This is a genomic window from Paludibaculum fermentans (assembly GCF_015277775.1).
Taxonomy (GTDB): Bacteria; Acidobacteriota; Terriglobia; order Bryobacterales; family Bryobacteraceae; genus Paludibaculum; species Paludibaculum fermentans.
In genome coordinates, this window is the sequence record NZ_CP063849.1 from 1,941,548 (window position 1) to 1,964,708 (window position 23,161).

Annotated in this window: 20 protein-coding genes; 10 read left to right on the top strand and 10 right to left on the bottom strand. The window is 63.3% G+C overall.

The window, feature by feature from the left end:
- The first annotated feature begins 169 nt into the window (after nucleotides 1-169).
- The 7 genes from IRI77_RS07765 to IRI77_RS07795 all read left to right on the top strand — a co-directional run bounded on the left by IRI77_RS07765 (nucleotide 170) and on the right by IRI77_RS07795 (nucleotide 8,442).
- Nucleotides 170-3,742 (top strand): hypothetical protein, encoded by a 3,573-nt coding sequence (locus tag IRI77_RS07765; protein ID WP_194451502.1) that lies wholly within the window; start codon nucleotides 170-172, stop codon nucleotides 3,740-3,742.
- Between the two features lie 36 nt (nucleotides 3,743-3,778).
- Nucleotides 3,779-5,971, top strand: a complete 2,193-nt coding sequence (gene hypF, locus IRI77_RS07770; RefSeq protein WP_194451503.1) for a carbamoyltransferase HypF — start codon at nucleotides 3,779-3,781, stop codon at nucleotides 5,969-5,971.
- Nucleotides 5,962-6,228: a HypC/HybG/HupF family hydrogenase formation chaperone gene (locus IRI77_RS07775; protein WP_194451504.1), complete on the top strand. Its 267-nt coding sequence runs from the start codon at nucleotides 5,962-5,964 to the stop codon at nucleotides 6,226-6,228. Before hypF ends, IRI77_RS07775 begins: the two co-directional genes overlap by 10 nt.
- Complete coding sequence (locus tag IRI77_RS07780; RefSeq protein WP_194451505.1) at nucleotides 6,221-6,556, top strand: hydrogenase maturation nickel metallochaperone HypA/HybF; 336 nt, start codon at nucleotides 6,221-6,223, stop codon at nucleotides 6,554-6,556. The genes IRI77_RS07775 and IRI77_RS07780 overlap by 8 nt, the downstream gene beginning before the upstream one ends.
- Nucleotides 6,553-7,209, top strand: a complete 657-nt coding sequence (gene hypB, locus IRI77_RS07785; protein ID WP_194451506.1) for a hydrogenase nickel incorporation protein HypB — start codon at nucleotides 6,553-6,555, stop codon at nucleotides 7,207-7,209. Before IRI77_RS07780 ends, hypB begins: the two co-directional genes overlap by 4 nt.
- Nucleotides 7,206-7,736 (top strand): hydrogenase maturation protease, encoded by a 531-nt coding sequence (locus IRI77_RS07790; protein WP_194451507.1) that lies wholly within the window; start codon nucleotides 7,206-7,208, stop codon nucleotides 7,734-7,736. Before hypB ends, IRI77_RS07790 begins: the two co-directional genes overlap by 4 nt.
- Nucleotides 7,737-7,884: 148 nt before the next feature.
- Nucleotides 7,885-8,442, top strand: coding sequence for a hypothetical protein (locus IRI77_RS07795; protein ID WP_194451508.1), 558 nt, complete (start codon nucleotides 7,885-7,887; stop codon nucleotides 8,440-8,442).
- Nucleotides 8,443-8,484: 42 nt separating this feature from the next.
- Here the strand turns inward: IRI77_RS07795 and IRI77_RS07800 are convergent, their stop codons facing one another.
- Together IRI77_RS07800 and IRI77_RS07805 are read right to left on the bottom strand one after the other, a co-directional pair.
- Complete coding sequence (locus tag IRI77_RS07800; RefSeq protein WP_194451509.1) at nucleotides 8,485-8,913, bottom strand: GlcG/HbpS family heme-binding protein; 429 nt, start codon at nucleotides 8,911-8,913, stop codon at nucleotides 8,485-8,487.
- Nucleotides 8,914-9,156: 243 nt separating this feature from the next.
- Entirely contained in the window at nucleotides 9,157-9,456 is a 300-nt protein-coding gene (locus IRI77_RS07805; protein WP_194451510.1) for a hypothetical protein, read from the bottom strand.
- Between the two features lie 35 nt (nucleotides 9,457-9,491).
- Between IRI77_RS07805 and IRI77_RS07810 the strand changes: the two genes are divergently transcribed.
- Entirely contained in the window at nucleotides 9,492-10,808 is a 1,317-nt protein-coding gene (locus IRI77_RS07810; protein WP_194451511.1) for a 4Fe-4S dicluster domain-containing protein, read from the top strand.
- A gap of 17 nt (nucleotides 10,809-10,825) precedes the next feature.
- Nucleotides 10,826-11,377 (top strand): BMC domain-containing protein, encoded by a 552-nt coding sequence (locus tag IRI77_RS07815; RefSeq protein ID WP_194451512.1) that lies wholly within the window; start codon nucleotides 10,826-10,828, stop codon nucleotides 11,375-11,377.
- A 61-nt stretch (nucleotides 11,378-11,438) separates the two neighbouring features.
- On the opposite strand, the gene IRI77_RS38585 is transcribed toward IRI77_RS07815, so the two are convergent.
- Both IRI77_RS38585 and IRI77_RS07825 read right to left on the bottom strand, forming a co-directional pair.
- Entirely contained in the window at nucleotides 11,439-11,678 is a 240-nt protein-coding gene (locus tag IRI77_RS38585) for a type II toxin-antitoxin system HicA family toxin (protein WP_407674035.1), read from the bottom strand.
- Nucleotides 11,653-11,859: a type II toxin-antitoxin system HicB family antitoxin gene (locus IRI77_RS07825; protein ID WP_194451514.1), complete on the bottom strand. Its 207-nt coding sequence runs from the start codon at nucleotides 11,857-11,859 to the stop codon at nucleotides 11,653-11,655. The genes IRI77_RS38585 and IRI77_RS07825 overlap by 26 nt, the downstream gene beginning before the upstream one ends.
- A 231-nt stretch (nucleotides 11,860-12,090) precedes the next feature.
- Here IRI77_RS07825 and IRI77_RS07830 point away from each other — a divergent pair, with 231 nt between their 5' ends.
- Complete coding sequence (locus IRI77_RS07830; protein ID WP_194451515.1) at nucleotides 12,091-12,714, top strand: PH domain-containing protein; 624 nt, start codon at nucleotides 12,091-12,093, stop codon at nucleotides 12,712-12,714.
- Nucleotides 12,715-12,745: 31 nt separating this feature from the next.
- Here the strand turns inward: IRI77_RS07830 and IRI77_RS07835 are convergent, their stop codons facing one another.
- The 6 genes from IRI77_RS07835 to IRI77_RS07860 all read right to left on the bottom strand — a co-directional run bounded on the left by IRI77_RS07835 (nucleotide 12,746) and on the right by IRI77_RS07860 (nucleotide 23,095).
- Complete coding sequence (locus IRI77_RS07835; protein WP_194451516.1) at nucleotides 12,746-14,158, bottom strand: ComEC/Rec2 family competence protein; 1,413 nt, start codon at nucleotides 14,156-14,158, stop codon at nucleotides 12,746-12,748.
- A 1-nt stretch (nucleotide 14,159) separates the two neighbouring features.
- Nucleotides 14,160-15,926, bottom strand: coding sequence for a gluzincin family metallopeptidase (locus IRI77_RS07840; RefSeq protein WP_194451517.1), 1,767 nt, complete (start codon nucleotides 15,924-15,926; stop codon nucleotides 14,160-14,162).
- Between the two features lie 184 nt (nucleotides 15,927-16,110).
- Complete coding sequence (locus IRI77_RS07845) at nucleotides 16,111-19,437, bottom strand: carboxypeptidase-like regulatory domain-containing protein (RefSeq protein ID WP_194451518.1); 3,327 nt, start codon at nucleotides 19,435-19,437, stop codon at nucleotides 16,111-16,113.
- A gap of 185 nt (nucleotides 19,438-19,622) precedes the next feature.
- The gene (locus IRI77_RS07850; protein ID WP_194451519.1) at nucleotides 19,623-20,360 is read right to left on the bottom strand and encodes an MBL fold metallo-hydrolase; all 738 of its coding nucleotides are present in this window, start codon (nucleotides 20,358-20,360) and stop codon (nucleotides 19,623-19,625) included.
- Between the two features lie 102 nt (nucleotides 20,361-20,462).
- Nucleotides 20,463-21,260, bottom strand: a complete 798-nt coding sequence (locus IRI77_RS07855) for a class I SAM-dependent methyltransferase (protein WP_194451520.1) — start codon at nucleotides 21,258-21,260, stop codon at nucleotides 20,463-20,465.
- Between the two features lie 32 nt (nucleotides 21,261-21,292).
- Nucleotides 21,293-23,095, bottom strand: a complete 1,803-nt coding sequence (locus IRI77_RS07860) for a gamma-glutamyltransferase family protein (RefSeq protein WP_194451521.1) — start codon at nucleotides 23,093-23,095, stop codon at nucleotides 21,293-21,295.
- Nucleotides 23,096-23,161 lie beyond the last annotated feature (66 nt).

Here is a 23,161-nt window from a genome sequence, read left to right on the forward strand (position 1 = left end):
AGTGCCCGAAGAAACGGCACAGGCCCCGGCCGGCCCCCCGAAACCACTCCAATCCAGGCCGGAAAGACACCAGCCAGTTCGGCAGCGGACCCGGTAAAGGATACGGCCGCCAAGCGGCGTGGCTATATCCACTCTTTGGCTGAATCTGGAAACTCGAGTAGTATTACTCATGCAGAGGCTCTGGCTTGTTCTCGCCTGGACGGGCATATGTTCGGCCGCCACCTGGGTGGCGCCTGGTATTGTCAATCGAACGCTCGATTCCGGCGCTCACGCTTCCTCCGCGCTGAAGATCCGCAACACGGGTGCGGCGGCCGCCACCATCACCCTGGAACTGCTGCCCTCGGCCGCCGGACCGGCCGATCCGGTCACCCAGACGCTGGATCCCGGCAGTACGCTGGTAGTCGCCAATCCGCTGCGCGCGCTGTGGAGCCGCGAAGAGGCCGCGGGGGCGATCAAGGTGACGGCGGACCAGGCGCTTGCCATCACGTCGGAGTCCGTCGTCGATTTGCCAGACGGCTCGCAAGTGCGCTCGGGCGGCCTCGTCATGCGCTACCAAGACACCCTGGGCCCGGATACCGCCGGCGACCTGCTCAACTTCCCTGCCCCCGAATCCTCATCCTCCAGCCTGGGGGTCGCGTTTCTCTTGCCCGGATCGGCCGACGTCGTTTCCTACAACGCCGACGGCGCGGAACTCGTGCGCCAGACTGTGGAATCGGCCTCGGCCGGAGTCGTCGAGATACCCGCCGCCAACCTGAGCGCGCCGGGCACGGAGACGTTCCGGTTCGAGATCCAGGTCGCTTCCGGGCGTGCCAGCGCCTACCTGCAGACAGTCGATGCCGCGCGGAACGACGTTGTTCTCGCCGCTGCAACGCCCGAGCCGTCGGGCGGCCCCCGCGTCACCTACCTGGCGCCCACGGCGGGCAGCAAGGTGTCGGTAAGGGTCCTGAATCCTGACGATTCGTACTCCACCGTGATCACCGCGGCGTTCTACGCACCCACCGGCGGCGATCCGCTGGCCACTGCGAAACTGTTCGTCACCGCATCCAAGACACTGTCGATCGAAGACATTGCCGTGGAGACATTTGGCCTCGCGCCAGGTACACCCGGCACCATTCAACTCTCGGCGTCCTACCCCGCCGTGATCCAGAGCCGGACCACGTCGCCTACGGGGCACGGGTCGGTGACCTTGACGGTTCCGGCCAGTTCCGATCCGGCCCAGCTCATTGCACTCGAGCCGGCCGCCACTTTGGGCTTCAGCTCCAGTGCGGACGGAGGAGCCGCGACCCTCACCCTGCTGGACGCGGCCGGGCAAACGGTCGCATCGGGTTCAGTGACGCTCGACCCGAACTCTGCACAAGAAACACCCGCGGCGGCTGTGTTCAATCTCGACGCCATCCCGCAAGGCGCAGCCGTCCTGATCGAAACCACACAAGGCGCCGTCGCCGCCTACGCCCGCATGGCCGGTACCCTCCTGCAGCCCGCCCAGACCGTCGCGGAATATGTCTGCGACGCGCCGTATATCGACCACTTCACCTCCTCGGCCGGGTTCCCCGCCCCCGCCGGCTCCTATGACCTTTCATGGAGCGTGTTCAACGCCGATTCCGTCTCCATCTCGGGCCTGGGGCCGGTGGCCACGACCGGCACGGCCGCCGTCGACCTGGCTACGTCCACGACCTACGAACTCACGGCCACTGGAGTTTGCGGCCAGTCGGTGCAGCAGTTGAATGTGGCAATTGGCGCTCCGCGCCTGACGGCACTGATCCCGGCTGAAGCGAAGCCCGGCCAGACTGTTCGGATGACCGTGGAGAACCTCGCCACAAACGACGCAGTGACCGGCGCGTTCCTGACCTTCCCGAACGGCACGACGGCGGTCGCACAGGTGAACGTCGAGGACGGCGTCCCGGTCTTCACAGTCCCGCTGCCGCGCGACGTGGGCGGAGTGAGTGGCGACTACACCGGTGCAGTCAGCGTGTCCGCCCGGCTGAACGACGACACGCTCACCAATACCGTCAACTTCACCTTCCTCAAATCCACTTATGCGGGCGACGCCCCAGCCGACTTCCGCCAGTGGATCACCAGCAAGGCGGCGGCCGTGCGCGACATCCTGAACCAACTGCACGACCAGCCCGACCTTGCCCCGGCCATCGACGTCCTGCTCGCCGGGCTCGATCCCGACCTTGCCGTGTTGCAGAAGATGGCGGATGATATCGCCGCCACGGGCTCCGCCGTGCTTCCTGCGTTTCCGGCCACCGCCGAGTATCCGAACCCGCAACCCGTCACCGTGACCCGCGCCGACCTCGAGACGATGATGTCGATGATCCACGAGCTCACACCGGCTGAGCCGGAGTCGCCCGAGGCGTGGAAGAACCGCCTGCGCCTCGCCGGGGACGCCGGCCCCTGCCTGACGGACGACCCCAGGTACTCGGTTTGCTACGGCATCGCGCAGATTGATTCCAATTCCCTGCTGGTCAAGGCCTGGAACGCGGCCGGCGGCATCGTCGACGAGATCGGGAAGTTCGCCGAGAAGTTCTCGAAGAACCCGTATATTATGGCGTTCAACCGCATCCGGCGCCTCGTCGGCAAGGCCGAGTTCTATTGCAACCTCTACCCCATCTACCTGGACTCGTTCAACGCACGGCCGTTCCCTGACCCGGTCCCGGTGGGCACGTTCAGAGAGGTCCGCAACGACGGCACGCGGTTCTATGCCCTGCTTAAATCCCGCTGGACGAAGGAACAGGCGGTCGACCAGATCGTGCAGGTGGCCCGCAACTTCGTGCTCGATTCCATCATCAACAGCGACAAGAAGACCAGCAAGGAAGGCAAGGACGCAGCCAAGGAGCAAGCCCGGATCTGGCTCGACTGGCTGTATCAGCAGAGCCGCGACGAGGTCCAGCGTATGGCCAAGCAAATGGGACTCGTCCAGCCGACGCGCGAAGTGCAGGTCTACAAATGCGACCTGAAGACCGTGCAGCCGCAGGGTCTGGGGCGCAACCCACTGCTCGGCCGCGATCAACGGGTGGAGCCGCTATTTGAGTCGAACGGCAGCTATGCATACGGCTTCTGGGGCAAGGAGGACGGCGGCCTCACCTACGTGCAGCTCACCACGTTCCCGAATCACTTCGTGGAACTGACGCCGAACGTCAACGCCCAGCAGCACCGCGGCGTCAAGGGCGGGGTGTACGGCGTGCCGATCGAGGTGGGCCGCGGCGTTTCGTCCCTTAAAGTGACGTTGACGCGCGTGGAAGAGCGCGGCGGTACATACCGCACGCTGGTCGAGACGTACCGCGAGTTCAAGGTCACGACCGAAACCCGCTTCGACTACTCGTTTGCCACCGGCAAGAGTTCCATGACGATGAAGGTGAGCAAGAACGGCCCCAGTTATAAGATCGAGGCCAGTGTCAGCGGCAGCGACCCGGTGGACGTCCAGCCCCAGGGCGGCATGCAGTTCACCGCGAAACTGCGCCGTCAGCGCGGCAACCGGCAGCAGCTGCGCTTCTCGGGACAGGCCTCCGGCACCTCAGACCGCGGCTATGCGGGTGCGTCGATGTACTTCCAGAATGACGGCAGCGCCCCCAGCACCAGTCCGCGCATCACCTACGCCTTCCCGCCCGACATCCTGAACCTCTCGTGGAACATCACCTCAACGGGCGCGCGCACGGCCAGCATCTCCCTGGGCCTGCTGGGCGGGGGTAGAAGCTCCAACGTCAAGCTCACCGGCACGCTGACGCTGCCCGTACCCTAATTGGACACGCAGGCATATGATGGATCTGCGTTCTTCATGCGTCTGCGTATCCGCATTACCGGAGCCGTCCAAGGCGTCGGCTTCCGCCCTCACGTCTATCGCCTGGCCGCTTCGGCGGGTCTGGGCGGCTTCGTTCAAAATTCCATCCAGGGCGTGCTGATCGAGGCCGAAGGTCCTCCGCGCGTGGCGCGCTGGCTGGAACAGAAGCTCAGGGAGACGCCGCCGGCGAACGCCGTCGTCCATTCGTTCATTAGCGAGGAGATTCCGGAACAAGGGATCACTGCCTTTCGAGTCGACGACAGCGACACCAAAGGAGAGCCCGCCGCGTTCCTGCTGCCAGACCTCGCGATCTGCCCGGCGTGCCTGGCCGACATCCGGGATCCGGGCAACCGCCGCTACCGCTATCCCTTCACCACCTGTACGCATTGCGGACCGCGTTACTCGATCGTTGAAGGAATCCCCTACGACCGGCCCCTGACCTCGATGCGGCGCTTTCCGCTGTGCCCGCAGTGTGAGGACGAGTACAGGGACCCGCGCGACCGCCGCTTTCACGCCCAGACCAACTGCTGCCCGGCCTGCGGCCCGCAACTCTCGCTCTGGTCCGCAGACGGCACGGTGATGGCCAGCCGGCAGGAGGCTCTGTCTGGCGCGGTGCAGGCCCTGCGCGAGGGCCGCATCGTGGCGATCAAGGGCATCGGCGGCTTCCATCTCTGCTGCAACGCCCGCGACGCGGCCGCCATCCGCCTGCTGCGCGAACGCAAACACCGCCCCACGAAACCCTTCGCCGTGATGACCGCCGCCTGGCACGTTCGACCCGAAGCAGACCGGCTCCTCCGCTCGCCGCAGGCGCCCATTGTCCTGATCGAGCATCGCGGGCTGCTGCCGGACGAGATCGCTCCAGGCAACCCCTACCTGGGCCTGATGAGCCCGTACTCGCCCCTGCACGCGCTGTTGCTGGACGAGTTCCAGGGTCCCATGGTCGCCACCAGCGGCAACCTCACGGACGAGCCCATCTGCTTCGATGAAAGCGAAGCACTGCAGCGCCTGGCAGGTATCGCCGACGTCTTTCTCATACACGACCGCCCCATCGTCCGGCCCGTCGACGATTCCATTGTGCGTTTCATCGATGGACAGGCCGTACTGCTGCGCCGTGCCCGCGGCTACGCGCCCCTGCCCTTCCCTGCGCCGTACCCGCTGCCGGATATGCTGGCCACCGGTGCGCACATGAAGAACACGGTTGCGTTCTCGCGCGGCAATCTGGTGTTCCTCAGCCAACACTTGGGCGACCTGGAGACGGTCGCTGCCCTGGAGAACCAAGCCCGCACGCTGGACGATCTGCGCCGCACTTACCAACTGGGCCCAAGAGTGGTGGCCTGCGACCTGCACCCCGACTACGGCTCCACCCACGCCGCGCAGGCGATGGGCCTGCCCGTCGAGCCCGTCCAGCATCACGAGGCGCATGTGCTTGCGGGGATCCTGGAACACCGCATCGAGGGTCCCGTGCTCGGCGTGGCCTGGGACGGCACGGGCTACGGCCACGACAAGACAATCTGGGGCGGCGAGTTCCTCGTCTTTCAGGCCAACCGTTTCACGCGCGCCGCGCACCTGCGGCCCTTCCGCCTGCCCGGCGGCGACCAGGCCGTCCGCGAGCCGCGCCGCTCCCTGCTGGGCGTCCTCCACCAGTTCGGCCGCGCGGGCCTGGCGCGCCCCTTGTTCCAGGCCAACCAGTTCGAAGTGCTGCAGCAGATGCTCGTCACCGGCTTGAACAGCCCCGTCAGCACCAGCGCCGGCCGGCTGTTCGATGCCGCGGCGGCGTTGCTGGGCCTCTGCCCTGTTTCCACCTTTGAGGGCGAGGCGGCGATGCTGCTCGAGTTCGCTGCCCGGCGGGCCGAGCCGTGCCCGTTGCCGCCCGCGTCCACAGACTGGCAGCCGCTGTTCGAGATCCTCGCCAACCCGGCCCACTCCGTGCCGGCGCGCGCCGCCTGCTTCCACCACGCGCTGGCCGGCCTCATCCTGCAGCAGGCACAGCATCTCGGAATCGAGCAGGTGCTGCTCACCGGAGGCTGCTTCCAGAACGCCATCCTGACGGAACTCGCCGCCGCCCGCCTGCGCGAGGCAGGTTTCCGTGTCTTCACCCACCAGGCCATTCCCCCGAACGACGGCGCCATCGCCGCCGGCCAGATTCTTGCGGCTGCGTTGCGCCGCCAGGAGCCGTCCCCATGTGCCTAGCCATACCCGGCCAGATCCTCAACCTGCAGGGCGATGACGAGATCACCCGCATGGCCCGCGTGTCCTTCGACGGCATCGTCAAGGAGATCTCCCTCGCCTATGTCCCAGAGGCCCGCACAGGCGACTATGTGCTGGTCCATGCCGGCTTCGCCATTCAGACCATTGACGAGGCCGAGGCCGAGCGCACCTTGAAGATCCTGCGCGAGATGGGCGAACTGGACGAGGAAACCGGAGGTCCGGGCGCCACCGATGCATGAGCTCTCCATCACGGAGTCGATCCTCGAGATCGCGCTGCGCCATGCCGCCGGCCGCCGCGTCGTGTCGGTTCACCTGGTGATCGGCGAACTGTCCTCCTATGTCGACGAGTCGATCCAACTCTTCTGGCAGGAGCTGACGCGCGGCACGCTGGCGGAAGAGGCGGTGCTCCAATTCGCCCGCGAACCCGGCGAGCTGCTCTGCCTCGATTGCGGCAAACAGTTCCCAGTCCGCACCCGCGACTTCATCTGCCCTCACTGCCAGTCCGCCAGCGCGCTGCCGGCCACGGGCCAAGACTGCTACGTTGATTCCATCGAGGTATTCGAATGAACCCCGTCCGCATTCCCGTTGTCGAGAAGGTCCTCTCCGCCAACGACTCCGTGGCCGCCGCCACCCGGGCTCAGCTCGACGCCCTGGGCATCTTCTCGTTGAACCTGATGGCGTCGCCCGGCGCCGGCAAGACGTCACTGGTCGAGCGCACCGCCGCCGCCCTCAAAGGCTCCCATCCCGTGGGGATGGTGAACGGTGACACGTCGGAGGCCGCCTTCGACGCTGAGCGCAGCCAGCGCGCCGGAGCGCTCTCCGTCCACATCAACACCGGAGGCAAGTGCCACCTCGAGGCGGCCATGGTGCGCGATGCCCTGGCCCTGCTGCCGCTGGATCAGATCCGGCTGCTGATCATTGAGAACGTCGGCAACCTGGTGTGCCCCTCGGCCTGGCAGTTGGGCGCCCAGCGCAGCGTGCTGATCGCGTCGATTCCAGAAGGCGATGACAAGCCTTACAAGTACCCCAAGATGTACTCGGGCGTGGACGTGCTGGTGATCAACAAGATCGACCTGCTGCCCTATGTCGACTTCCGCATGGACTACTTCCGCCGCGGCGTGGAGACGCTGAATCCGGGCCTCGTCACCTTCGCGGTCTCCTGCCGCACCGGCGAAGGGCTGGATGCCTGGTTCGACTGGCTGCGGAGCCGCATGGCGTGAGCACGCTGATCGCAGGCCTGGGCAACGTCCTGATGGGCGACGACGCCATTGGCCCGACGCTCATCTATTACCTCCAGGCTCGCTACGACTTCCCGCCGGACGTGGAGTTGAAGGACCTCGGGACGCCCGGGATCGACCTCGCGCAGCATCTGGCTGGGCGCGGTACCGTGATCCTATTGGACGCCATGGTCGATGCGCAGAGCACGCCCGGCTCCACGCGAACGGTCACGCTCGATGACCTGCACTCGAACGCGAGGCCGCTGCCCGGCGACGTGCATTCGCCGGATCTTCGCGAATCCCTCAAGCTGGCGGCACTGCTCGGGGAACCGCCCCAGCGCGTGGTGCTCCTCGGTATCGTGGTGAGCTCCTGTGAACTGGGCAACCCGATGTCTCCCCAGATTCGTGACCGGATGGAGGCGATCCTCGGAGAAGTCACGGCCGAACTGGCAAAGCGGCAAGTCCCATTCACGGCCCGCCCCAACGCCGTCGATCCGGATCTGTGGTGGCAGCACCGACCCGCCTGCTGACCCGCACTCCACTGTCCGCCTGGTCTTCGCCGTTACCATGGGCGCCCGCGATGCCGTGTGTTAGCGTGGAGACGCTCAGCCGCGTCATATCGAGCATTTTTGTAATGAATTCGCGGCTGGAAGCACGAATCGAAGAGGAGCATCACTTGTGCCATCAACCATTCAAACCAAGGGCGGGTTCGAAGTCTCCTGCCCCGACGGCTCAGACCGTCTGGTCGTCAAGAAAGGCGGCCTCGTTCAGCTCGAAATCGATCTGGGAGTGCAGGGCATGAAAATCCAATCAACGGGCGACCTAGTCATCCAGGCGGGCGGCAGCCTTTCCCTCAAATCCGGAGGCAGCATGTCTGTGACCTGCGGATCCAACCTGGTCGCCGCCGTGGGCTCCGCCCTGGACCTCACCATCGGAGGCCAGGGTACGGTCAACGCCCGATCGAACATGACGTTTACGGTCGGCAGCGCCATGAGCATCACGGCGGGCACCGCGCTGCAGTTGACCGCAGGCAATCAGTTCAGCCTGCTGGGCGGCCACACCGTCAACATCAAGAGCGGCAACGAGGTGGCGATCGAGACCAAGAAATTGACGGAAAAGGTGGCCACCGATACGGTGATCGATACGAAGGACTTCGTTCTCAAAGGCGATGGCAAGATCTCGATCAAAGCCGGAGGCGACCTGGTCCTGAAGGGCAGCAAGATCGCGCAGAACTGAGGCGGAGGCCCTGCGCCGCCGCCCGGACGCCAGCCCGCATCGCTACTTCAGCAGGGCGTCGATGGCGGCCTGCCCGATGGCCTCATCCACGGCCGAGGGTCCGCCGCTGATGGCGATGGAGCCGATCAATTGCCCGTCAACCTTGATCGGCAGTCCACCCTGATTGGGAAAGAAGAACGGAAACGCGAGAGCCTCGACATGCCCGGCCTTGACGGTATCGGCCGCGTTCTTGGAGGGGCTCCCGTTGAGGGCGGCATGCCGCGCCTTCCGCTGCGCCCATTCCAGCGTACTGATGGAGGCCTTGTCGCCCTTCTGCAGGAACAGGATGTTGGCGCTGTCGTCCATGATGCAGATGGTGACGCTGACATTCGCCTTCTCGGCCTCGGCCTCGGCGACGGCCACCAGCTTTTTCACGGCGGCCAGATTCAGGTACTTTTTCGACGGAAGCTCCGCCCCGGAAGTGAGTGACATCGCCATCAAGCCTATCGCAACAAGTCGCAGCATGCGGAACAGCCTATCACAGGGAATGTGGATCTCAGTCCTGTAGCTCCAGATTTCCCAGAATCGGGCTGAGCCCTCGCCCCTACGACCGTCCCTTGCCGGCCCGGCCCACCCTCTCGCGATCTACGACTCCTGTTGCGCGAGACGGCGCGAGCGGGCAGATAGACTTCCGAATTGTCCATTACGCTGAAGGTCAGGGCAGGCAGATCGAAATTAATGACACCAGAACAGTTTCCCGAGTACCAATGCTGCTTTTGCGGGTTGATCATCGAGCCAGTCCCACCCGACACCGGATCGCTCATCTACACAACGTGCGCCGGTCAGAAGCCGGAAATGCAGCACGATCAGGAGCTCTTCTGCCACACGCAGTGCTTGCGTGACCGGCTTCACCCGTCCGTCAAAATGTACGCAAGCGACCTGCTGGATCTGGCAATTAGACGCATGCAGAGGAAAGGTCGAGCATAAGCCCATCGCCCATCCCTGGCCAGTGGGCGCACCTTCATAGCGGCCCAACCCCGCCCCCTGCGCTATAGTGTGAATTCCGGTCCATGCTGAACCTCAGTCAGAACTTACGCGAGATGGGCGTCGTTGGCGCCGGCGGCGCCGGCTTCCCCACCGAAGTCAAAGCCAAGTCCCAGGTCGAGTACATCCTCGCCAACGGAGCCGAGTGCGAACCACTGCTCCATAAGGACTTCGAGCTCATGAAGCGCTACCCCGCCGAGATGGTCTCCGGCATGGCGCGCATGATCCAGGTCACCAGCGCCCGCGAAGGCCGCTTCTGCATCAAGGAAAAGAACAAAGAAGCCGTCGACGCCATCACACCGCACGCCAAAGCGGCCGGCATCGAGATGACCTATCTCGGCGACTTCTACCCCTCCGGCGACGAATATGAGATCGTTTATGCCGCCACCGGCCGCCTCATCCCCGCCGCCGGCATCCCGCTGAACGTCGGCTGCGTCGTCAACAACGTCGAGACGCTCTATAACGTCGAACTCGCGGCCAACGGCACCCCCGTCACAAAGAAGTTCGTCTCCATCAGCGGAGCCGTCAAACGCCCCTGCAGCTTCTGGGCCCCCATCGGCTGTACGTTCGCCGACCTTCTCGCCATCGCCGGCGGACCCACCGTCCCCGACATCGGCATCTTCGTCAGCGGCATGATGATGGGCACGCTCACCTTCGACCTCACCGGCATCGTCACCAAGACCACCTGCGGCCTCATCGTCCTGCCACGCGAACACTCGCTGGTCCAGCGCAAGAGCAAGCCCAAAGAGGTGATGGCCCACATCGGCAAATCGGCCTGTGACCAGTGCAGCTACTGCACCGAATTCTGCCCGCGCTATCTGCTCGGCTATGATGTGCAGCCGCACAAGGTGATGCGGACCCTCGGCTTCACGCTTTCCGGCAAAGAGAACTGGAGCCAGTGGGGCGAGCTCTGCTGCTCCTGCGGCCTGTGCACGCTCTACGCCTGCCCCGAAGACCTCTTCCCCAAGGAAGCCTGCGACGACGCCAAAGTGACGCTGCGCACCGCCGGCATGAAGTACGTCCAGCAGCACCCCGTCCGGGCCCATCCGATGAAGGAGTACCGCCGCGTCCCGCAGTCGATGCTCCGCCAGCGCCTGAATGTCGAGGCCTACGAAAGCCACACGCCGTTCGTCGCCGACGAGCCCAAGCCCGCGCGGGTGCGCATCCTCACCAAGCAGCACGCCGGCAAGCCCGCGACGCCCGTCGTGGCGGAAGGCGACCGCATTGAAGCGGGCCGCCCCATTGCCCGCATGAACGACAACGAACTAGGCGCGGACGTCCACGCGAGCATCTCCGGCCGCGTGGCCCGAGTCACCGCCGAAGCCATCGAAATCGAAGCCTGAGCCAAAGGAACAACCAAGTGGCCCGCAATTCCATCGGATTGATTGAACTCTCGAGCATCGCCGCCGGCTTCCTGGTGTGCGACTGCATGTTGAAGACGGCGGATGTCGAACTGGTTCTGGCGCGCACCATCTGCAGCGGCAAATACATGGTCCTGATCCGCGGCGACGTCGGAGCCATCCAGGCCGCGGTCGACGCCGGCAAACAGGCAGGCGACTTCTCCATCATCGACACCTTCGTCATCGCCAACCTCCACGAAGACATCTTCCCGGCCATCAGCGGCACCACGAACGTAGGCCAACTCGAGTCCCTCGGCATCGTCGAATCCTTCTCGGTGACCAGCCTGATCGAAGCCGCGGATGCCATGGCCAAAGCGGCCAACGTCCGTCTGGTGGAAGTGCGGCTGGCAATGGCACTGGGCGGCAAGGCCTTCGCGTCCTGCACCGGCAGCGTCTCGGCGGTAAGGACGGCGGTGGACGCGGGAGCCCAGGTCATTGGCCGCAAGGGACTGCTGGTGAATAAGGTTGTCATCCCGCAGCCCAGGCCGGAGCTACTGCGCGAGATGATCTGAGCCGCGCGGGCCGGGCCGCAAGTGCACCACCCAAACGGCTGACGATTGAGTTCCGACGACGTCATTCCAAACGGTCCCAATCCTCGGGCCGAATATGCGCCTGACTCAGGATGCTCCTCAGTGTGCCAACAGGCACTTCCGTCTTCTTCGGTACGACCACTGTGTCGATGGATGTCAGAGATCGCCGGATGAACTTGACGTGACTGCCCCGCTGACTGGCCTCTACGAAGCCTTTCAATTCAAGTCGACGCTTGATTTCACGGAAGGGCAACGGCTTAAGCCGCGCCAACCTCAACCTCAATCATACGAACCTCGGGCGGACGCGTTGCACAGGGCTCCTCGAAATGCAGTTCCAGCGCCTCTTTGAGATTGGCTAACGCTTCTTCTTCGGTCTCCCCTTGACTGGCGATGTCTACTTCCAGGCATTGGGAAACGAACCAATTCCCTTCCCGCCAGACTGTCGCAGCGAAAGGTCGCTTCATAGAAACATTCTTCCACAACGGCGCAGGAATTGCGCTCCGCCAACTTGGTCGGGTTAGCCGGGGTTGTCAGTGCTCCGATGACAGCCCGCAATCCGGAACCGGCCCATGCTTAGGATTCCGCCTGTACGATGCATTGACTGCATTCGGAACCGGCAGCAGCGCCACTTCACGGCTTGCGCCGGAGAACGGACGGTCAATTCGAACCCTGTTATTCTGCAATGAACCAACAGCATGCTCACAATCGATGAAGCAGCCCTCGCTGCGGTTCAACCCGAACTTGCCGACGGCGAAGTCGTCCTCTGGGCCGGCCGGCCCAACCCCCGGATCCACCTGCACAAGCACGACGGATTCTTAATCCCCTTCGGTCTGATTTGGGGCGGATTGGCCGGATTTATCGCGTGGGTCGCCGCTTCTGCCTGGCTGTCGCAACTGAATGGCGCAACCTCTCCGCTTCCAGTAGTGATTGTCACAAGCGCCTTCGCTTCAATGGGTCAGTACCTGATTTGGGGCCGCTTCCTCTATGCGAAGCGGATGAAGCTCAGAACCCACTATGCAGTAACGAACCAGCGAGTCCTCGCCGTCCAGGGCTTCGCCCGGCGCCGCATGGCCTCTGCTTATATCGACAAAATACATACAGTCGGGCTGGAAGAAGGACCCAACCAATCGGGCACATTGCGCTTTACCGACACCCCGCCCAATTGGGGCATCTTCTCCGCTGACAACCAGTGGCAGGGTTGGAACATCATGTCCATCGGGACCATCCCGGTCTTCGTGGACATCGACGAACTGAAACACGTATACCGCCTCGTGCTTCAACTACGAGCCCAATCACAGTCGCCATTGGTAGGAGCTTAGTCCATTCGGGCTCCGCCCCATTCACTTCGCCTCAAAACTCAAACACATACTCCCTGCAGATCTGCGACTTCAGCAAATCCTGCGTCGAGAAGTACTCGCTCTCCTTCTGCAGCTCCGCCACCAGCGTCGACCGCGGCACTTCCGTATGCGACTGCACACTCCCATGCTTGCCCGGCTTCGTCGACACCACCGTCGTCAAGCGTTCCGGTGCCGGCGTCTCGTGCTTGTGCTCGAACAACGCCCAGAGCGATTTAGGTGTCGCATTCAGACTCCCGTGGTGCCCTACCTTGTAGACATCCACCACCTTCAGCATCTCCTTGATCGGCTCCTGGCTCAGCGCGAACTGCCAGTTCTCGATCTGCGCATCACCGGGAAACAGGAAGCTCTTGCCGCCCACCTGAAACAACAGGATCACGCTCGTGTTGTTCATCGCCGTATCCAGCGAGCGCACCAGCTCCATCAACTGCTCACCCCGTATCTTCTGCGCCCGGCCCACGAACCAGCGCACATTCGCCGGAATTGCGTGCGCTTCGTGCGCCTCGGCATCGGGAAACAGCGGGACCTTCGAATCGACTGACTCGCCCGCCGCCGCCTGGAATTGCCAGAACGCCGCGAACTGCCAGAACTCGTTCGCGTCCCGGTCCTTCTCCTTCTTGATCGACTGCGTCTGCTTCAGGTTCGGCGGTCCCAGCACATGCACGGTCACACCCGGCAGCACCGGCTCCAGCCCGGACTTCGAGCCCGCGTTCACATACGCCGCGCGGCCCTTCTTGCCCATCTCGATCAGGTTCACCACCGCCGACTTGTTCGGCAGGTTGTTGTCCCCCAGAAAGCCCATCTGGCTCGCCATCCGCATCGACAGCCCCAGGTGTTCGTCCCGCGACGCCTCCGCGATCGCCCCAGCCATGCGGTTCATGTTGTGCAGGCTGGCGATGAACGCCTTCGGGTCCGGCTTGCCTCCGGTGAACGTGGTCGCCGTCGCCTCTTCCGCATTCGGCTGGGCATCGGGATCCTCGGTCCAGGGCTGGATCACCAGCCCCGGATTCATGCGCGCAATCACCCCGCCCGTGTTGTCCCCATCGGTCGAAAACCCGCTGATGTGGTCGCGATGACGATGCGTCGCCACCACGGCATCCAGGCGCGCCACCCCATCGGCATCGGTGCACTGCGCCTCGATGTCCTTCGCGATGGCCATCATGTAATCGTCATCGGCATTCCTGGGCGCAGCCGTACTGCCGTAGTCGATCAGGATCCGCCGTTTGAGCTTCGGATACTCAAACGTCAGCAGGAAGCAGTCGCCGAAGCCCACGTTATACGCGCGCAGCGTCAGCTTCGAAGGGCCATTCCCCGCCGCCGCCTTCTTCACCGCAACCTTCTTCGCAGGCGCCTGCTTTGCGGCCTTCTTTTGAGCCGGAGCCGATCTCTTCAACTGGATCTTGGCCATGTTACTCCGCCTCCTGCGGTTGCTCCACATGCTCTTCGTGCGCCGTCCAATCGGCCAGGGCCGCACCGCTGGCCTGCCCCCAACCCGACATCCGCTTGCGATGCATCGCCGCGAAACGCCGCATCTTCGATGCCCCCGGCTTGAAGAACCCGTACTGCCACAGATACTTCAAACGGCGCGTCTGCCGCTCGGCGTTGAAGATCGAATTGCCTACGTTGTACTTCAACCGCCCGAACTGATCGAAGATCATGGCGTTGCCGCCGTAGAGAGTCACCTCCAGGTCCTTGGGCATGCCCTCCGGCTTCTCGATCTTGAGCCGCTTCAACTCGTTGGCACGGATCGTGAGTTGCTGGATGTACTCCACCACCGTCTCGCGCAAGGTGAACCCGTCATCGCCCACCCGCACACAAGGCCGCACCGACTGCACTCGCGTATAAGCGTCTTCATTCAGTTTAAAGGCCTTGCGATTCTCCCAGATAAACCGGAACACCTCGTCGTAATCGCTCTTCATCTCTTCGAAATGCGTGCGGTCGTAGACCACGTGGTGCGCCTTGTCGCCCTCGGGCGGCGGATCCCACGTGCCCGGCTCGCGTTGGCCTTGCGAGGTCGGCACGATGCCATACCCGTTGAAGGACGCGTAGAGCTTTTTGCGGAATTCGTACTTGATGTCCTTCGGGTACATCTCCCAGTCGGCCGTCAGCAGCGCACTGGCGAAGTCGCAGAACTCCAGGTCCGTCGGCGGACAGTAGTCGATGGCCCGTACGCAGATGGTCAGCAGGTGGTCCGCCACCTCCGCGCCCTCTTCGACAGCCCGCTTGCGATCCAGCGTCTTGTCCGGGTGGATGTAAGGCTGCATCCGCGCCACCCACACCTCAAGGAAGACGTTGATGATCGCGGCCACCAGCACTTCGCCTCGCCGGTGGGGCTCTTCAAACTCGGGATCGTGCAGATAATCCTGGCCCGGCAGCAGCGTCACTGAACGGCGCAGCGCATTGCCGCGAATCCCTGACAATTCCTGTCCGAACTGCTCCGCCAGGCCCGTCAGGATCGACTCGCGTAGCGCCTTCAACGTCACATTGCTGGCGTTCATCATCACGCGGCGGCCTGTCGGATCCAGCACCTTGGCGACCACTTCGCGCATTGAAAAGACGCTCAGAATGGCAACAATGTCGGCAAAGCCTTCATGGAATCCGGCCTGTTCGGGAGACGACGGATCAGTGAACCGCTCGCGCAAACCATCCAACAGGGCATGCGTGGTTTCGTGCGCGATCACGTCATGAGCCAGGCAGCCGAAGACGTAGCCCTTGCTCAGCACCTTCGGGAAGTAGCCGAACATCAGCGCCTGGTCATCGGGCGAGTAGAACGCATTGGCGTCGGCAAACGCATGCGGAGCCACCTGGATCTGGTGCCCCGGGAAGCTCCACGCCACCCGCCGCCCCAGTGCGAACTCAAAGCGCGCCAGCGTCCGCATGACGATCGCGTAGGCGTTCATCGCGTGGAAATCCGGGCTCGCCAGCAACTGCGTATCCGTCATCTCCTTGAAAGGATCTGGAGGCAGGCCGTCGGAGTGGTTCACCGGTTTCGGGACGGTTTTGTAGAGAGTGTTGGTGGTGGAGTCGTAGTCGACGACCTGCACTCGATAACCGCGCGGTCCCGGCTCCAACTCTTCATTGGGAATTTCGATCTGTGTCCGGACGATCTTGCCCCCGACTTGGATGCTGGGATCCTGGGCAAAGATCGTGGTCTTGCGAATGGGGTAGTAAGGCACGGCGTCTCTCTGAGTGTGAAGAGTACACGCATCCCGTTACAGAATCCATGGTTTCTTTTTGAATTGACGAAACCGGGTGGATTAATTAACAGGAACTGCCCGTGCCGGGCCAGGAGACGCCCCAAACAGAAGACCGGCGCCCCACCATTGCGGTGCGGCGCCGGTTGCTTGCGGTTTGTCCGGTTTAGAAGTAGTACTTCAGGCCGAACTGGATGTTCCGCGGGTTCTGGATCTGGCCCGTGATCTGTCCGAAGTTGCTCGGAGAGTTGATCGCGCGAGCGGGCGGGCCCCAACTGACGTGGTTCAGGGCGTTAAACAACTCCATGCGGAAGTCGAAGTACTGCCGCTCGGTCACGTTGAACTTCTTGCCGATGGAGGCGTCCATGTTGAAGAAGCTGGGCGCGCGCTCGGTGCCGACGCCGGCCGATCCGAACTGCCCGTTGGCGCCCTGCCCGTAAGCGCAGGTGCCGTCGTTGATTCCGTCGCCGCAGAAGACGAAGCCAGTGCCGAAGAAGGTGTCGACGGACCGGGTGCCCTGGACGACGAAGTCCTTGTAGCGCATGGCGCGGACGTTGCCGCGGGCCGCCTGGCCGGTATTGTCACGGGCAGTGATGGTCACCGGGAAGCCGGAGTGCGCCGAGAAGAAGTAGTTGAGGTTCCAGCCGCCGACGATGAGGTCAGTGACCTTGTTCAAATTGGAGCCCCACTTCTGGCCCTTTCCGATGGGCAGGTTGTACAAACCACCCAGCGTGAAGTTGTTCCGCGAATCGAAGCAGGCCGGTCCGCGATTGGCGAGCCGGTCATAAGCGTTCTGCCAGTATGCGCCGTCGGAGTTGACGCTGCCGCAGCCGTAGTAGCCCAGGTTGTCCATCATGGTCTTGGAGAACGTGTAGCTGCCCAGGAACTCGAAGCCCTGGCTGAGGCGTTTGCGGGTGCTCATCTGCAGGGCGTTGTAGCTGCTGCGGGCCGAGCCCTCGGTCAAGGCGATGTTGCCGACGTTCGGCAGAACACCGACAAGCGGACGGCGGTCGTTGATAGGCGCCCAGTTAGCAAAGGCGCCGGTGCCGGCGAGGGCCTGATTGGCTTCGTGCGGCACAACGAGGTGGCTGCCCTTCTGGCCGACGTACGCGCTGGTCAAAGACCAGGTGTTGGAAACCTGGTATTCCAGCGAGAAGTTGTACTGCTGGGTGAACTGGGGTTTCAGGTCCTGATCCCAGGCGCGGCCCTGATAGAACGGCGTGGAGCCGGTGCGGGGCCCGCTGAGAACACCCGTAGCGGCGACATCGGTGAAGCCGATGGCGATATCGCTGGGGGTGCGGGAATCGTAAGTCACGTTGGATTCGAGGAAGAATGGCGGGTTCAGGGGCAGCCGCAGGTTGGCGCCGGTGCCTTCCATAAAGCTGGTGAACGCATAACCGGCGCGCATCACCATCTTGTTGTGCAGCATTCCGGGCGTCCAGGCGAAGCCGAGACGGGGCTGGAACTGCTTGTAGTAGGGGCGATACAGGGCGCGGCTGTTGCCGTCCTTGCCGGCATAGAGCAGCTTGCCGGTGTAGGTGTCGATGTTGACCTGGCGGTCGGCCACCTCGTAGATGGGCTGGGCATACTCCCAACGGATGCCGAGATTGAGGGTGAAGTCGGAGCGCAGTTTGTAGTCGTCCTGGAAGAACACGGACGATCTCCAGCTACGGTGGCCCCACTTGCCCGTGACGCTGCCGCGGCCTTTGGAGTTCAGGGCGTTGAGCAGGAAGTCGCCGAAGTTGACGCCGGAGTACACGTTGGCATACGTGAACGAGCCGAGAGCGCCATTGTTACCGGCATAGTAGCGGTTCTGCTGATAACGAACGGCCGAACCACCCATCTTGATCAAGTGACGGCCCTTGACCCAGGTCAGGTTGTCGAAGTACTGATACTTGTTGTCCATCGTGGAACCGATGGAGGCGATGCTGCCAATACCCGTCAGGCCGTCACCCAAAGTGATGGAGCTGAGACCCGGGATGGGCTGGCCGCCGCCGATGCCGAAATCGGCATTGCCGTTGGTAAGCTTGCCGGACCAGTCGACCACGTTGTCGTCGATGCCGATGCGGCTAAAGCCGACGCGGAACTCGTTGACGATCGTCGTCGTAAAGGTACGGTTCCAATTGATCACCGCGGTCTGCGTCGGTCCCGTGGTACCGCCACCCATCTGTTCGATGAGGGGATTCAGGCTGGTGTATTGTTCGTAGCGGCCAATCGACCAGCGGCCACTGATGTTGTCTTTATCGCTGAGGCGGTAGTCGAGTTTGACGTCCGCCTGATGGTTCTTCGTCAACGCTGCCGTGCCGGCCTGGTAGTTGCTGGTGATACCTAGCGTGCCCGAGCCGGCCTGATTGGGCAGCGGGTAGTACGTGGGATCAGCGAACAACTTCTTGGCGACGGGATTGGTGATGCGCGAAACCGGAATCTGATTGTTCGGGAATGGGGTGCGGTCCGTCAGGATCGCACCGGTCGTCGGGTCTCGGACAATTTGTGGAGTGGACAGCTTCAGCCAGTCGCTGAGATCACCCGTTCGCCATGCGGACTTGGCCACGCTGGCGGTGGAAGCTCCGCTCGAGCGCTGCTCCGTGCCCTCATAGTCCATGAAGAAGAATGCTTTATCTTTCTTAATCGGACCACCGAAGGTGCCGCCGAAGATGTTGCGCTTGAACGGCGCGCGCGGCGTGAGGTTCTTGTTGCGGAAGAAGCCGTTGGAATCGAGCTTTTCGTTTCTCAGGAACTCAAACACATTGCCGTGGTACTGATTTGTTCCACTCTTGATCGACATGTTGACGATCGCGCCGCCGACATTTCCGAACTCGGCGCCGCCATTGCCGGTGATTACCTTCACTTCTTCGAGGGCATCCACGCTGGGCTGGTAGCCGATGCGGTTATCGATCGAGTCGTTCACATCGATGCCGTCGAGGAGGAAGTTGTTGGTTTGCTCGCGGTTGCCGTTGACTTGCGGCCGGCTGCCGCTGCCCTGGAACCGGCCCGAGGTATTCATTGCGTTCGGGCTGGTGCTGATCGCGCCAGGGATCAGCAGAGTGAGGCTGGCGAAATTGCGCCCATTCAGCGGGAGGGCGGTCAGTTTCGAGGCGCTCAGAGAGTCGCCCGTGGCCGTCGATTCCGTCTGGAGGATGGGCGCGACGTCTTTCACCTCTACGGTCTGGCTGGTGTCGCCGACCTCGAGCTTCACGTCCACGCGAGCGATCTGGTTGACCTCGAGCTTGAACGGCCCGAGGCTGGATTTTTTAAAGCCTGATACTGAGATGGTGAGGCTGTAATCTCCGATAGGCAGGAACGGCAGGTTATAGAATCCTGACTCGTTCGTCTGGGTTTCGGACGAGATGTTCGTCCCTTTGTTGGTCGCCGTCACTTTCGCGTTCGGGATGATCGAACCGCTGGGATCCGTTACCGATCCTGTGATGGCGCCCGTGATAGTCTGCCCTTGAATGCCGACTGGCAGGGCAAGCAGGCCAAGGCAAAATGCCAAGGTCACTCTATTGCAGGTCATTAAGATTTACCCCTGTGTCACGAGACTGTAGCAGGCAATGTTGCCCGAATCAAGGGGTAAGTGCATGAATAGACTGGGACTAGTTTAGGATTTAATAATCTTGAGACTTTCTCGCGGGAATCATTCCTGCGATAGTTGAATTGATTCATCGCCCACTTAGGGGGTTAGCTCTTGGCAAGGTCCGGCTTCGTGGGACGGCCCGCAACCAAGTCTTTCATGGTGTCGGCAGCCCCACGGATAATCGGGTCGCCGTGTCCCACACAGAGCACCTCGGCATGTACCATGTCGCACAGTTTTCCGACCGATTCACGGTTCTGCTTATTGTCCAGGGTGATTTGGGGCCATCCCAAAGCCACCTCCGGCCAGGTCACCACGATATCTCCCGCGATCAGGGCCTTTTTCTCCGGCCAGTAGAAGGTGATGCTGCCGGGCGTATGACCGGGGGCTCCCATGACGGTAAGGGGGCCGATGTGATCGCCATCCTTCAGGTTCTCGTCCACTTCGCAGGGCGGCGGAACGCCGAGGCCCAATACGAAGGCAACCTGCAAGTAGTAGATCTTCAGTGGCTTCTGCGGCCATAGCGTGGTGGTGGGCGGAACCTGGACCTTCTTACGGCCAGCCAGGATGTCGGCTTCCCAGGCGTGGGAGTAGACCCGCGCACCGGTGGCCTTCTTCAGGGCGGCCAGGCCGCCGAAGTGAGACTGGTGGGCGTGCGTCTGGATGATCGACTTCACATCCGACGGCTTCTTGCCAATCTTGGCCAGTTCTTCCAGTACGAGTTTGCCGGTTTTGTCGAGCAGCGTGTCGATGAGAATCAGGCCGTTGCCGTCATCGATCAGGTAGGAGCGGACGTAGCCGCCGCTGCTGTCCCCCAGGGCGTACAAGCCGGGTAGAATCTGCATTGCATCCTCCAGAAAGGGCGCCGGAATGATCCCGACACCGAAGTATGGGTAGGCTAACAGAAACTTAGGAAACAGGATAGGGGGTAGAAGGATGGGAAACGACTAAGGCTTGCGGGCGATGGCCAGCAGGTGCTGGCTGGCGCCGAGCAGGGTTTCCTCGCGCTCAATGCGGCGCAGGACCTCCAGCAGGAACGCCCGGCGGACCGGATCGCGCCAACGGGCTTCCAGGTCGGGTGCAATGTAGGCGGGACCTTCGACCCCGAAGATCTGGGGCTCGACGAAGCCGCCGTGCTCGATCTCAGTGCGCAGTTCGGCCGGCAGGTGGTAGTGGGCGGAGGTGAAGTAAGACGGGTCGCCCGAGTCGTTTTCGTGAATCCCGGAGTCGATTGTTTTCAACAGGATCGGCTGGAACAAGGGATCGTCGATGAAGCCGCGGTTGAGGCCGTCGAGGAAGGCCGTGAAGCGGCCGATGGCGGCAGCGGCCAGGATGCCTCCGCGCTTCAGGACGCGGCGGGCCTCCAGCAAAGCGGAGTGCCGGGCGGAGGGTTCGGCCAGGTGGTAGAGCGGCCCCATTAAGAGGATAGCGTCGGCCTGGTTGCCGGACCAGGGCAGGCGGCGGGCGTCGCCCCTGGTGACGCTGGCGATGCCGGTGCGCTGGGCGGCGATTTCGATGTGGCGGGGAATGGGGTCGAGCAGGTGGGTTTCGTAGCCCTGCGCAGCCAGGGCCTCGGAGTAAGGTCCGGTGGCGCCGCCAATGTCCAGGATGCGGGCGGGCGGAGGCGGCAGGTGGCGGGCGAGGATGTCGAGAGTCCGGGCGAATTCGAACTTACCGGCGGGGGTGGTCAGGCGAGCATCCTCGTCGTAGAGGTCGTAGAATTCGAACACCGCCGGGTCAAGCATACTTCCATTGTCCCATTGGCGGAGGAATTCGCCTACCAGGCGACGGCGGAGCGGTAGCCGTAGGGGTCGGCGCCGGCTTCGATGACGCCGTCGGGGCGGATGCGGATGGCGACCGGGGCGGCTCCGCTGCCGTAGCGGGAACGGATCTCCACGCGGTGCCCGCGCTGCATCAGATCGCGCTGGACGGTCTGGCCCATGCGCTCATCCAGGATCAGGTCAGCCGGACTCATGGCGTGGTTGTCGAAGCTCGAAACCAGGTGGCGGGTCTGATAGCGAGCCGCTTCCACCGCCTGTTGCGGGTTCATCCCGAAGTCCAGAATATCGAGCATGACCTGGAGCAGGGACTGGTCCTGGTTGTCGCCGCCAGGTGTAGCCAATGCCAGATACGGCTTGCCCTGGAACGTCACCAGCGTCGGGCTCAGCGTGACACGGGGCCGCTTGCCGCCGGCAACAGCATTCGGATGGCCGGCGATCAGGAGGAAACTCTGGGCGCGCTGGGTGAGCGGGATGCCGGTGTCGCCCGCGATGACGGCCGGAGTCCACGCACCCGAGGGGGTGGAAGAGAACACGATGCCATCTTTATCGGCGGCGGTGACACAGGTCGTATCGCGCTGCATGAGGGCGTCGTCGATGTTGGCGACCTTGCCGGCATGGGCGGAAGGATGCTCGCCCGTCTTCCCGTTGACGAGGCCCGGGCGGAACTCCGACGAGGCCTTGGGCCCGAGCAACTGGGCGCGCTGGCGGGCGTAGTCGAGGGTGAGCAGTTCGCGCGGCTCGGGTGTGAACTTGGGATCGCCATACCAGGTATCCCGATCGGCATAGGCGAGCTTCAGGGCTTCGACGGAGGTGTGGATATACTCCGGCGAGTTCCAGCCGAAGCGGGTGAGGTCCTGAAGTCCAAGGATGTTGAGCGCCTCGATCATGGAGGGCCCTTGGGACCAAAAGCCGGGCTTATAGACCGTGTAGCCGTGATAGACGCCGGAGACCGGCTCCTCGGGCACGAGGTGGAAGGCGGCGAAGTCCTCGTAGCGGAGGAGCCCCCCATTGGACTTGGAGAACTCGCCGATGCGGCGGGCAATGTCCCCGCGGTAGAAGAAGTTGCGGACGGCTTCGATGGCCTGTTTGCGCGAGGCGCCCTTTTCGGCGGCGATCATGGCCTGGATCGTTCGGGCGAGATCGGGTTGATGGAACAGGTCGCCCGGGCGCGGCACTTTGCCGTCGGGCAGAAACACGGCCTTCGAAGTGGGCCACAGGGCGAGGATGTGGCGGGTGGCCTGGATCTCGCGGACGCGCGGCTCGTCGATGGCCGAGGACTGCGCGAGCTCGAGCGCGGGCTGCGCGACTTCGGCAAAGGTAAGCGTGCCAAACTCCTGCAGGGCGACGAGCACGGCGTCGACCATGCCGGGCACCAGCGCGGCGTGCAGGCCGGCGGTGGGCAGCATGTGATCGAGGCCGTTCTCCTCGATCTCATAAACCTCCTCGGCCTTCAACTTGCGGTTGAGGAAGTAGTCGAAGGTGGCGGCCTTCGGCATGGTGCCGACGCCGGCGATGCTATAGACCTTGCCCTGGGCTGTCCGGATGAGGATGGGCGCCTCGCCGCCGAAGCCGAAGTGGGAGTACTCGGTGACAGCCGCGGCGAGGGTGGCGGCGACTCCGGCATCCACCGCGTTGCCGCCGCGATGCAGGATGCGGAGACCGGCCTCCGTGGCGTAGTCGGACCCGGCGGCGACAGCCCCATGCAGGCCGCGCGCGGAGTAGCGAACCGGGACGGTGGGCCGCTGTGCGGGGAGGAGGGCTGTCCATGCGGCGAAGACAACAAGAAGGTTCTTCAGCATCGGATCTGGCCAGTATAGCGGGCCAGGCCGTTGGACGGGACGCGGGCTACTGCAGTGAGCAGCGGC